The organism is Fontibacter flavus (assembly GCF_042432905.1).
Taxonomy (GTDB): domain Bacteria; phylum Bacteroidota; class Bacteroidia; order Cytophagales; family Cyclobacteriaceae; genus Fontibacter; species Fontibacter flavus.
Genome location: NZ_JBHLWI010000040.1, coordinates 77,497 through 90,281 on the forward strand (window position 1 = coordinate 77,497; position 12,785 = coordinate 90,281).

Consider the following 12,785-nt stretch of genomic DNA (forward strand, 5'->3'; position numbering starts at 1 on the left):
ATGAAAAAAATACACATTATTGGACTCGGTTTGCTCGGCGGCTCATTTTCATTGGCCTTAAAGAAAGTCAAACCCGAGATCCATTTTACAGGATATGATAAGGATGCCAAGAACCTTCAAGATGCTTTTACTTTGGGTATAATAGATGAGGCGAAGGATAAAGCAGATCCGGATACGGATATCGTGATTTTGGCAACTCCAGCGGATTCCTTGGAAGGGATTTTAAAAGAAAGTCTGGATCAGGCAGGACAAGATACATTGATCATGGATTTTGGCTCTACCAAAGCGAAATTATGCCAATCTGTGGCCAACCATCCCAAAAGAAGCCAGTATTTAGCTGGTCACCCGATCGCAGGGACAGAATACTCCGGCCCTAAGGCTGCACAGGAGGATTTATTGGATAAGAAAGTTTTTATCATTTGTGAGATGGAGAAAACCGACTTGCATCTTAAAGGAAAGGCCTATGAAGTGCTGGAGGCTTTGAATATGAAGTTGAGGTTTATGGATCCGGAAGAGCATGATAATCAGCTTGCATTTGTGTCACACCTTTCCCATATATCCTCCTTTATGTTGGGTAAAACTGTTTTGGACAAAATGGAAGATGATAAAAATGTATTTGATATGGCGGGAAGTGGTTTTGCGTCCACTGTTCGTTTAGCCAAGTCATCACCAGCGATGTGGGCGCCAATTTTATCGGAAAACAAAAAAAATATTCTCGAAGCATTGAGTATGTATATCTCAAATTTGTCGAAATTTAGAGATAAGATCATTGCAGATGATGTTGAGGGACTGTATTTGGAAATGGAGAAAATCAATGCCATCAGGGATATTTTGGATTTGAAATAGTTAAAAATTCCAAAAAACCAGATTGCGGTCTGCTTTTTGAGCTATCATTTTGTAGGAAGTATGGGCATATCAAGTTAAGGTTTCATAATTATTAAAAGGCCTGTACTTGACCAAATACGGATGAATAAAGGATGTAGAAAACCTCATCTTGCTGATGAAGCATTCCTTCGAAATTATTGAGGAATTACGAAAACTTAAATATCCATTGTTATGAAAAAAGCGTTCCTGTTGCTCCCCGTTTTATTTTTATCTTTAGGTCTTATGGCACAAGATATTCCATTGATAGAAGTTGAAGGTTCAAGTGAAATCAGCATCATGCCCGATGAGGCATTGATTCAGATTTCCCTTTCAGAGAAAGCCATGAAGGTAGCTGATGCTACACAGGCTTTGAATAAAAAAACCAAATCCATAGAGGATGCGCTGAAAAAATCAGGTGTTAAAGATTTTAAGTTTTATGTGGACAATTACTACGTCTATGTAAACAGGATTTATACCAAAGGCACTTCTAAGGACAGTGGTTATGTGGCCTCCCAAAACATCAAAGTTCTGGTCAATGATATTGAAAAGGACTTGGCCAAGATTACCGAAACCTTGCATCAGACCGCCAATATGGGATTCAATGTGCAGCTGAATATTTCTGATAAACTTAGGAAAGATTCTCAGGATAAATTATTGGAAATGGCCATCGCCGATGCCAAGAATAAAGCAGAACTCATTGCCAAAAGTCTTGGAATTGAAAAAATCCAGGTGCAGAAAGTGAATTATACCACTCAGGGCAATATGTTCTATCCTGTGATGAGGGAATCCAAAATGTTAATGGCATCTGATTCAGCAGCAATGATGGAAGAGCCAGTCTTCAGACCTGAGGAAAGGAAGCTGACGGACAAAGTTTTTGTCTCCTTTACCTTTCAGCGATAACATTCAGAATACTTATTTTCCTACTTCAGGTACAAAGGCCTCTTTAAAGAGGCTTTTTTATTGTTTGAAAAGTGATGTATCTATTTGAATTGTACAAATTTTAAGACAAATTTTCCTTTGAATAAGTGAAAAATACCCTGTGCAGGGGATGTTTTGGTGTTTTGGGTTTTGGTATATTTGTATCGGGTGATTAAGCGACTTTTCAGACAATTTTTTCTAAAGACATTTGTAACTGAGCAGGGCACACAAAACTTAATTTTTTTAACCTGCTTAACTTTCACACTGTTTTGAGAACAAGAAAAAACCATTTGTCAAAATGGTTTTTTTTTATTTGCGCTAAGCCTTAAATTAGGAAGATTACTAATCCAGAATATGAAAAAAATCTTAACACTAGTCTTTGTATACGTCAGTGCTATTTCTGTAACATTGGCCCAACAAAAAAAACAGCTTGATCTTGATGCGGTTACGGAAGCTCATTTTCTTAAGGGTATTCAAAATTTGCAGGATTTAGTTTCCATTCCTAATGATTCCAATGATCCTTCACAACTGGTACCCAATATTACCTGGTGTGAAGAGAATCTGGATGGCAGGGGGTGGAATACCAAAAGGTTGGAGACGGGTGGCTTTCCCTTACTTTTTGCTGAGAAGATGGTGCCAAAAGCCAAAAAGACAGTACTCTTTTATTTCCATATTGATGGGCAGCCTGTTGATAGAAAGCGATGGGAACAGGCAGATCCTTATCAGCCTACATTGAAAAAGTTGAATGATAGCGGTAAATGGGAAGCGATGCCGATGGAAGTTCTGGAAAACTCTTATGATCCTGAATGGAGGATTTTTGCCAGATCATCTTCAGATGATAAAGGTCCATTTGCCATGTTTTTGACTGCATGGGATGCGATGGTTGAACATGGCAAGATGCCCAATTATAATGTGAAGATTATTCTTGACTTTGAAGAGGAAATAGGGTCGCCTTATTTGCCTGAATCAGTAGTAAAGTATAAAGATATTCTGGCTGCTGATATGATGTTGATCATGGATGGTCCCAGACATTTGAGCAATGAACCTACTCTAAGTTTTGGAGCAAGAGGTATTTCACAGATTACGTTGACCGTATTTGGACCTAGGGCGGCACAGCACAGTGGACATTATGGCAATTATGCTCCAAATCCGGCCTTCAGGCTTTCCCAACTTCTGGCTTCTATGAAAGATGATGAGGGGAGAGTAATCATTCCGGGTTTTTATGATGGTATTCAATTAACGGATGCTGAAAAGGCGATCTTGGATCGGGTTCCCGATAATGAAGCAGATATCAAAAGGAAGCTGGGTATTGGAGCTACAGATAAAGTTGGCGGTACCTACCAGGAATCCATTCAATACCCTTCCTTGAATATCAGAGGAATGGCTTCTGGATGGGTTGGCGATGAGGTAAGAACGATTGTACCGGCAGATGCCACAGCTGAAATTGATATCCGCCTGGTTCCGGAAAGTGATCCGGAAAGGTTGTTTGCTTTGGTGAGAAAGCATATTGAGGACCACGGATACCATGTTTTAGACCGTGATCCGACGGATGCGGAAAGGGTGAAATATCCAAAGTTGATCAAATGGGAGGGAAGTGTTTCCTATCAGGCTTTTAGGACACCTTTTGATTCAGAGCCGGGGCTTTGGTTGGAGAAGGCATACATGAGGGCTTTTGGCAAGGAGCCTATCAAAATCAGGATCAGTGGAGGGTCCTTACCAATTGCACCATTTGTGGATGCGCTTCAAGTGCCGGCGGTGACTGTCGTGACCGTAAACTCAGATAATAATCAACATGGGCCCAATGAGAACATCAGACTGGGCAATTATAAAGAAGGGATCAAAACAGCCTTGGCTATCCTGACACAGGAATTGTAAACTGTATTTGTTGCCGAAAAGAAAAAAACCTGATCAATCAGGTTTTTTTCTTTTCGGCGGCAGTAAATTGATAACTATAAAGAAATTAGATGTTTATGATCTAAGGCAGATTTTTTGAAAAAATACAGGTTGTCAGGTGAGAGTAGATTTTTTCGATTTTTTTACCATTCATGGAGATTTTTTGGATTTAATAATTTGGTATTTCTTATCTTCATGTGGTAGTATATACTGCATTTTAATTATACCCTATGAAAAAATTTTACAAATTCAGCACAACCCTGCTTCTCCTTCTGCTTACGGTAGGATGGAGCTGGGCACAGTACTCCGTGACGGGTACTGTGACAGATGAGCGGACAGGAGAGCCTCTGATTGGGGCGACTATCCTTGTCAGGAATACCACAACGGGTGCCGTTACGGACCTTGATGGTAGATTTTCAATCAATGTTCCTGGGAACCAAGAAGCAGTCTTGGTTATTTCTTCCCTAGGTTATTTGAGTAAAAATGTCAACGTGAGCCCTTCATTGAACACAGTGAACGTGCAGTTGCAGCAGGATGCCACCAATTTGGAAGAAGTTATTGTGACCGGTTTGGCCTCCTCAGTGAAGAGGAGTAACTTGGCAAATGCAGTTTCTTCGGTTTCTGGAAAAGACCTAGTGGGTACCACAACTATTCAGACTACAGATGGTGCCCTTTATGGTAAAATTGCCGGTGCCACCATCAGATCCAACTCAGGTGCTCCAGGAGGTGGTTTCTCCATACAATTAAGAGGTATCTCTACTTTGAGTGGTGCATCCCAGCCCTTGATTATTTTGGATGGGGTGTATATCAACAATTCTTTTCAAAGAACAGGTAGGGCCTCTGTAACGGGAGCAGGTGCATCAAACCAAGATGATGGAGCCAACCGTCTAGCTGATTTGAACCCGAATGACATTGAGTCAATTGAAGTATTGAAAGGCCCGTCCGCAGCCGCTATCTATGGAACCAGGGCAAATGCCGGTGTAATTATCATTACTACCAAAAGAGGTTCGGAAGGCAAAACAAAAGTGTCTTTATCCCAGGATATAGGTTTCGCGAAGCCTTTGAAACTGTTGGGTGTTGATGATTGGAGTGAGGAGAAAATCAATTTCTTTTTCCCTGAAGCAAGGAGGCCAATTGAATTAGAAAGGTTCAGAGCCGCTCAGTCTACCAATACCTTTATTGATTATGAAGATTATTTCTACAACAATACTGCTACCTTATCTAATTCAAGAATTACAGTCACAGGCGGTAATGACAAGACGAAATTCTATGTCAGTGGAAATATTGCTTCTGAAGATGGAACGATCAGAAATACAGGTTTTGAAAGATATTCTGTGAGAGCAAATATTGATCATAAGATTTCCAATGTGTTTAAGTTGGGTGTTTCTTCAAATTATATCAGAAGTAATTCGGATAGGGGTTTTACAGGTAACCAAAACAACTCAGGGGCGAGTATTGGATACAACATTTCTTATGTTCCTAACTATTATGACCTCAGAAGAAATGCGGACGGCACCTATCCGGTGAATCCTTATTTCTCTGAAAACCCAGTCGCAGTTACGGATAATGCCATCAACAACTCTACAGTCAACCGTTTTGTACAATCATTCACATTGGATGCGGATATTTATAAGTCTACTAACAGTTTCCTGAAGTTCCAATTGGCTGGTGGTTTGGATTTCCTTCAAAACACATCTTTGGTGTACCTTCCTGAATTCCTTCAGTTCCAAAGAGCGCAAGCGAATCCAGGTGATGTACTTTGGGGCAAGCAGGAAAGTTTCAATACCAATATCCAAGGTGTATTGGTGTACAACTGGAACTTGGGTAAGGTGAACATGAATTCCCAGGCTGGTTTGGTAAGACTTGACTTTAAAAATGATGCCCTTTTCAATAGAGGCAGGGGATTAGCACCTGGGCAAACCAATATCCAACAAGCCACTGTGCAGCAAATTGACCAACAGTTCTTCTCTGAAATTCAGGAAGCAGGTGTTTTCTTGCAGCAAGAGGCCAACTATGAAGATAAGATTATCGGTACTGTTGGTATCAGATGGGATAAATCAACATTGAACGGTGATCCTAATAAATTCTTTGCTTTCCCAAGAGCTTCCTTGGCTGTTAACTTGGCCAATTTTGATTTCTGGACAAATAAGTCAACCGTATCAGCTTTGAAACCTAGAATTGCTTATGGTGAGACTGCTGGTCCTGTAGCATTTGGACAGACTTTCACCCCACTTGGAGGTGCTAATATTGGTGGGTTGCTTGGTTCAGTAGTTTCTGCTCAGATTGGAAATACCCAAATCATTCCTGAGTCTGCAACAGAATTGGAATTCGGTGTGGATGCTGGATTTTTCAATAACAGATTGGGATTGGAAGCGACTTACTACATTAAGAACACACAGAACAATATCCAAAATCTTAACCTCTCTCCTTCTACCGGTGTGACTTCTACTCCTAGTAATGAGGCAGAGTTACAGAATAAAGGTGTTGAATTGGCGCTGTTCGGTACTGTTGTAGATAAGCCTAATTTCAGATGGACTTCAAGAGTATTGTATTGGCACAATAGACTGAATATGACAAGATTGGGTATACCTACTTATTTGGCGGGTGGTTTTGGTTCTGCATTGGGTACTTTCTTATATGCGCAGGGATATTCACCGACAACCATAGTGGGTACACCGGCTGATCCAAATATTCCAGGAGGCTTTACTATTTGGGGAAATGCTCAGCCGAAATTCAATATGTCCATGGTGAATAATTTCACATTTGCCAGAAATTTTGAATTCTCTTTCTTGATGGAATACAGAAAAGGAGGTGATAACATTAACTTGAGTACTTTCTTGACAGATTCCGGCGGTACCACAAAAGGCTGGTTTGACGATGATGATGGTGATGGAGTTCCTAATGGGAGACAAAGACCACCAGCACCTTTCAACAATGCAGGTAGATGGGTTCAGGATGCTACTTTCTTGAAAATAAGAGAAATAGGGCTTTATTATAACGTTCCTAAAGCATCTTTGACACAAATGTTCGGCAACAGTGTAGAAAATGTTAGGATTGGTACTTCTGTAAACAATGCATTCCTATTCACCAATTATTATGGTTATGATCCGGAAACATCTACTTTCGGTGCTCAGGCTGTGGCTAACAACGTGGATATTACTCCTTATCCAACTCCAAGAAGGATATTCTTCCATTTGACAATTGACTTCTAAACCAAAAGCTGAGAATCATGAAAACATTACATAAATATTTAGGAATGGCGGCATTGGCAGTAGGTAGCTTAATTGCCTGTAATCCGCTCCAATTGGATGAAATTATTGATCCCAATAACCCTTCAGTTGAAAGTGTCAGTAATAACGCATCCAGAGAACAGATACAATTCTTGTTGACAGGACTGGAATTCAGACATAGGGGCTATGTCACCAATGTTTCCCAAGCATGGAATGCCTTTGGTAGAGAAACATGGTATCTTAATGGATCTGATCCTAGGTTTCAAACTGATTGGTTGGGACAGGCAGGAAGGACGCCAGATAGGGCATACTTTGGCTTTGGTGCTACAGGAGGTGGCTCTTGGGCTTCCCCTTATCAGGCGATTAAGCAAGCTGATGTATTGATTGCAGCTGCTCAAAACGCATCTACACTTTCAGCTACAGATCGCAGTGCAATTGCTGGATTTGCTAAAACCATCAAAGGTTATCAGTTCATGATACCAGCAAACTTTGTATATCAGAATGGTATCAGAATTGACGTTGCTGACCCTTTGAATCCAGGTCCCTTTGTGACTTATGAAGCTGCATTGGATCATATCAAAACCGTGCTGGATGAAGGTGATCAGGACCTTTCCTCTGCTGGAGGAGGTAATTTTCCTTTAAGACTTACTCCTGGATTTGCAAGTTTCAATACCAATGCGGCATTGAGACAGGTTAACAGAGCAGTAGCCGCTAGGTTGAATGCTTACAGAAAGGATTGGCAAGGTGTTTTGACTGCTTTACAAGGCTCCTTTATGGATTTGAATGGTAACCTGAATGCAGGTCCTGCCCATCCATTTGGTGCACCACCTGATGCTTTCAATCCATTATACTATGTGCCAAACGCATTGGTGACTACAATGATTGTGGTCCATCCTTCCGTAATCCGTGATGCAACTCCGGGTGATCTCAGGGTTGCCAATAAAATGCTGGAAAGAACAGCTCCTCCTGTGACCGTATCTACTGATGCCGGTACATTGGAAGGTAGGTATCAGGATAAAAGATGGGCTTCCAACACTTCACCTATTCCATTCATTAGAAATGAAGAATTGATTTTGTTAAAAGCCGAAGCACATGCTAATCTTGGTCAAACAACAGAAGCTGTTCAGGCAATAGACATTATCAGAAATGCTGCTGGAATTGGTCCTTATACAGGAGCCACTACCCAAGATGCCCTGATCAATGAAATCCTTTATCAAAGAAGGTATTCTCTTTGGGCTGAGCCTTGGGGCCATAGATGGATTGATGCAAGAAGGTACAATAAGTTGAATGAAATTGATGTTTCATTTGATGGTGGTACAGTCTTTACACAGTTCCCTCACCCTCAGTCTGAATTGAATTGGGATAGCTATATTGGCAATTAATCCAATAATCAATAAACAAAAAGGGCGCTTCAAATGAAGTGCCCTTTTATTATCTTTCACTTTTTTAGAAGTTCTTTTGAATTGAATGGAAGATTAAAGAAAAGATGCTAGATAGGCTTCCTGAATTATCCGCATTTCTCGCAAACGCAATTTCCACTTTTCTTCTTTTGGTTGGGTTTAAAAATTTTTATTAGCCAAAGACCTAATACCAGTGCGAATAGTCCGAAAACCAATATTTCCTGCCACATATTAAGAGAATAAATTATAGGTGATCAATGCTGCCAGATAAGCAAATCCAGTCATGACGATAGTTTGAAGGGCTGGCCATTTCCAGCTTTTTGTCTCCCGATACACGACTGCCAAGGTGCTCATACACTGCATGGCAAAGGCATAAAAGACCATTAAGGAGAATGCAGTCGCTTTATTGAATACTTTTTCTCCAGTATTAGGGTTGACCTCTTGGTCCAGTTTTTCTCTAATGGTCAATTCATTTTCCAAATCGCCCCCAATGCTATAAATGGTGGCAATCGTAGCCACAAATACCTCCCGTGCTGCAAAAGAAGTGATCAGGGCAATGCCGATCTTCCAATCATAGCCCAAAGGTTTGATCACAGGTTCAATACCTTTTCCCAAAATTCCGATGAATGAAGATTCCAACGCTTTAGAGGCATATAATTCCTCAATAGGATCATGCTCCTCCTCTGCGCTGTTGGCCAACAGTTCTTCTTTTTCTTGAGCCAGTGCAGCCATTTTTTCTGCCGGACCATAGGAGGCCAGTACCCAAAGTACAATGGAAATGGATAAAATTACTTTTCCCGCTTCAAAGACAAAGGTTTTAGATTTACTGTACATGGTCAGCAAAACAGCTTTCCATCTCGGGAAACGATAAATCGGCAGATCTGTCATGAAATAACTGCTTCCTTGATTTTTTAAGATGAAGTTCAGTATCAGGGCACCCCCCAAAGTACCTATTACCCCCAAAAGATACATGGCCAAAAGTGCCAATGCCTGCAGACTGATCCCAAAATACGGTTCATCAGGTACAGTCAGTCCGATCAATATGATGTAAACAGGTAGCCTTGCGGAACAGGACATCCAAGGAGTGACTAATATGGTAATCAGCTTTTCCTTCACATTACTGATACTTCTTGTGGCCATGATGCCTGGAATGGCACAGGCCAAACCTGAAATCAAGGGAACCACACTTTTACCATGAAGGCCAAAAGGCCTCATAATCCTGTCCATCAGGAATACAACCCTTGACATGTAACCGGTGTCCTCCAAAAATGCCAGAAAACCAAATAGTAAGGCAATTTGCGGGATGAAAATAACGATCCCTCCAATTCCAGGAATGATACCTTCAGCCAAAAGATCAGTGAAAATCCCCGGAGGAAGATGATTTGAAATCCAAGAACCAAAAAAAGCGAATGTTTCATCTATCAGATCCATAGGTACCTCTGCCCAAGCAAAGATGGCCTGGAAAATCAATAACATCACTGCCAGGAAGAACGCATAGCCCAAAACTGGATGCAGCAAAAATTTATCTAAGGATAGGGTGAAGTTTTTGGATTGAACAGGTGTCCTGATGATACACTTTTCAAGAATACTGTTTATTTTTTGATAACGGGATTGGGTTTCCTGAACTTGAACCTGACCGTAGCTTTCAACAGGCTTTGAAAGGTGTTGCTGTATCCAAGTGAGGTCTTCCTGTGAAATAGTCTTGTCAAAAGCTGAAAAAACCAAAAATTGGAAAGCCTGGTAAGGAGTTTGGAATCCGAACTTTTGTCGGATCAAATCCAATACATTTCCTTCTATGAATGTATCGACTGCGAGGAATGGTTTAGCTTTTTCAAATTTTTCACCTGAAATAAGGTCCCGGATTTTATCAATTCCTTCACTTTTTCTAGCATCTGTCAGTACTAAGGGGACTCCCAGAGCCTTATACAGTTCAAAAATTTTGATTTCAATCCCTTTTTTGATGGCCAAATCCTGCATATTGATGATAAAAGCAGCTGGAATGCCTAAATCCATCACCTGAGTTCCCAAAAGCAAGCTCCTTTCTAGGTTGGTACCATCCAATACCACCAATACAGCATCAAGTTTCCCTCCATCATCCAGTCCGTTCAAAACCCTGTGGGCAATAACTTCATCTTCTGATTTTGGATAAAGACTGTAGGTTCCCGGCAAATCAATAATTTCGAAACTTTTTTCCCCTTTTCTGTAGTATCCGGTAGTTTTATCAACGGTAACCCCAGGATAATTGCCTACTTTCTGACTCATCCCAGTAAGCTGATTAAAGATGCTGGACTTTCCCACATTTGGGTTTCCAATGATGGCAATTTTCCGGATTTTGGAAGGAGTTAAGGTTTCCATGGATTAAAGGGGACTGACCTCAAGAAGACTTGCCTCTTGCGTTCGGAGAGCAATGATGTTTCCATCTATCAGAAATGCAATTGGACCCTTAAAAGGAGCCTTCTTGACGACCGTAAGCTGTTTGCCCGGAAGAAAACCCATTTCAAGAAAATTTATGGTCAAAGGAGATGATTTGATTTCCTCTAATCTCGCATTCTGTCCTATGGCCAATTGGTCAGCAGTTAACATGAGCAGGTTTTGATTTGGCCTGCAATTTAAGCTTTATTTGGATTGAATAAATATAAAATCCTAAAAGTTTTACTCGATCCAGATCCAATTTAACCTCAGCTTTTCACCTTTGTCTAACTTGGCATTTAAAGTAATAGTATAATATCCGGGTTCAGGGAAGTCCATTCTGCTTAAATGGGAATCCACAAACTCTTCTGTGTAGAAATTCTCATTTGGTTCGACCACAATTTTTCCGGTTGGTGACAAGAAAGCCTGAATACTTTTTTGTGTATCGTTGCCTACACTGATTTCAACAGGAGTTTTGGAGGGGTTGGCATAGGAAATACTCAGTTGTTTTTCCCCTGCTTCCTTCATATATACCTGCCATTCAAGTTTTGTTTCTTTTTCCAGTGAAATGTATTCAGGAGAAACCCTGTCAAGTTTGGTGGATTTATTGAGTTGCAGAAGTTCATTGGAATAATTCAATGAGACTCCTCCAAAAGAGGACTCTGCTGCCACTTTAGTTTCTAATTCCAAATTGTTTTCATATTCCAATACCAAAACCGAAATGTATGGATCGGGCTGTTTATGAGGTAATGCTATATGTAGGCTAGGTCCTGACTGCTTGAATTCTAAAGGATTTTGAAGCTTATCCGAAAGCAAATAAACAGAGGAAGGTTTGTTTAGGATGCCAGTGAACCTGAGAATTCTATCCAAAGGCCAATTGAAGACATGAAGGTAGACCTTATTGGCAGTCCCTTCTCTTTTGTAAGTGATTTTACCCCAGTCATATTGCCTAGCCCTCAATTCTAAACCTCCTGCTTTGTAAATTGACTCCCCATTGATGGCAAGCCATTTGCCCATGTCTTCCAATCTTGAAATGGATTCATAGGGCAATGATCCATCTGCTCTAGGGCCAATATTCAACATGAAGTTTCCGTTCAGGCTTACATTATTGATCAATGCCTGCAAAAGTTGATTCGTGGATTTCCAGTCATTCTCCAGGGCATGATATCCCCAAGAGTGGGCAATTGTACCAGGGGTCTGCCAAGGGTTGTTTTGATAGACCGCACCTAGTTGGTTATCGCCCAAAGTTTCAAAGTCAATTTCAGGATCCGAAACCGGTAATCCTAGTCTTGAATTGATCAAACAGGCAGGCTGAAGTTCCCTGACCATGTCGATTATTTGACGCAATTGCCTTTCCTTGACAATGGTCTGCTGATGAGGAATCCACATATCAAACCAAAGCATTGCGATATCACCATAATTAGTAAGGAGTTCTTGTATTTGAGGGATTACTTTCTCTTGCCAATATTGGTCAAACTGCGCATCAGTAAGGTCTTTTGTCAATTCCCTGTTGTGGTCCCAGCCATAGGGATGTTCCCAGTCTACCCAATGAGAGTAGTAAAACCCCAATTTCATATCATGCTTTTTACAGGCATCAGCAAGTTCAGCAATGATGTCCCGGCTCTTGGGGTCGTAGTTTTTGAAGCTATACGAACCGACTTTTGTGTCCCATAAGGCAAAACCATCATGATGTTTGGCAGTGATGGTGATGTAATGCATCCCTGCGTTTTTCGCCAAAAGCACCCACTCCTCAGGATTGATATCATCCCAGACAAATCGCTCTGCTAATTTCCCATACTCTTCAGTAGGAATGCGGTTTCGGTACTTTATCCATTCAGCATAGTTGTTGAAATGTCTGATTTTTTCCCCTTTCCAAAGACCTTCAGCACCACTGTAGAGGCCCCAATGGATGAACATTCCGAATCGGGCATCTGTCCACCAATCTGTCCGGGATTCCTGAGCCATCATGCTCTTTGGGAGCAGTAGATTAAAGGCAAAAATGAAATAGAAAATCAGTCTCATTTATTTGTATTTATGTCAATCCAAAGCTAAGTAACATTGATGTCCTTGG

Annotated in this window: 8 protein-coding genes; 5 read left to right on the plus strand and 3 right to left on the minus strand. The window is 40.9% G+C overall.

Annotated features, from left to right (window positions below):
- The 5 genes from ACFFIP_RS14810 (at nucleotide 1) to ACFFIP_RS14830 (ending at nucleotide 8,287) form a co-directional block, all read left to right on the plus strand.
- Entirely contained in the window at nucleotides 1-846 is an 846-nt protein-coding gene (locus tag ACFFIP_RS14810) for a prephenate dehydrogenase (protein WP_382388469.1), read from the plus strand.
- 210 nt (nucleotides 847-1,056) lie between these two features.
- A complete protein-coding gene (locus ACFFIP_RS14815; RefSeq protein WP_382388470.1) occupies nucleotides 1,057-1,764 on the plus strand; it encodes an SIMPL domain-containing protein in 708 nt (235 codons plus the stop codon).
- Between the two features lie 372 nt (nucleotides 1,765-2,136).
- On the plus strand, nucleotides 2,137-3,657 hold the full coding sequence (locus tag ACFFIP_RS14820) for a M20/M25/M40 family metallo-hydrolase (RefSeq protein WP_382388471.1): 1,521 nt from the start codon (nucleotides 2,137-2,139) through the stop codon (nucleotides 3,655-3,657).
- A gap of 248 nt (nucleotides 3,658-3,905) precedes the next feature.
- Nucleotides 3,906-6,887: a SusC/RagA family TonB-linked outer membrane protein gene (locus tag ACFFIP_RS14825; RefSeq protein WP_382388472.1), complete on the plus strand. Its 2,982-nt coding sequence runs from the start codon at nucleotides 3,906-3,908 to the stop codon at nucleotides 6,885-6,887.
- A 17-nt stretch (nucleotides 6,888-6,904) separates the two neighbouring features.
- Nucleotides 6,905-8,287, plus strand: a complete 1,383-nt coding sequence (locus tag ACFFIP_RS14830; RefSeq protein WP_382388473.1) for a RagB/SusD family nutrient uptake outer membrane protein — start codon at nucleotides 6,905-6,907, stop codon at nucleotides 8,285-8,287.
- A gap of 249 nt (nucleotides 8,288-8,536) precedes the next feature.
- Here the strand turns inward: ACFFIP_RS14830 and feoB are convergent, their stop codons facing one another.
- The 3 genes from feoB to ACFFIP_RS14845 form a co-directional block, all read right to left on the minus strand.
- Nucleotides 8,537-10,660 carry a ferrous iron transport protein B gene (gene feoB / locus ACFFIP_RS14835; RefSeq protein WP_382388474.1) on the minus strand — a complete coding sequence of 708 codons (2,124 nt, stop codon included), beginning with the start codon at nucleotides 10,658-10,660 and terminating at the stop codon, nucleotides 8,537-8,539.
- Nucleotides 10,661-10,663: 3 nt separating this feature from the next.
- Nucleotides 10,664-10,888, minus strand: a complete 225-nt coding sequence (locus ACFFIP_RS14840) for a FeoA family protein (protein WP_382388475.1) — start codon at nucleotides 10,886-10,888, stop codon at nucleotides 10,664-10,666.
- A 69-nt stretch (nucleotides 10,889-10,957) separates the two neighbouring features.
- The gene (locus tag ACFFIP_RS14845) at nucleotides 10,958-12,736 is read right to left on the minus strand and encodes an alpha-L-fucosidase (protein WP_382388476.1); all 1,779 of its coding nucleotides are present in this window, start codon (nucleotides 12,734-12,736) and stop codon (nucleotides 10,958-10,960) included.
- Nucleotides 12,737-12,785 lie beyond the last annotated feature (49 nt).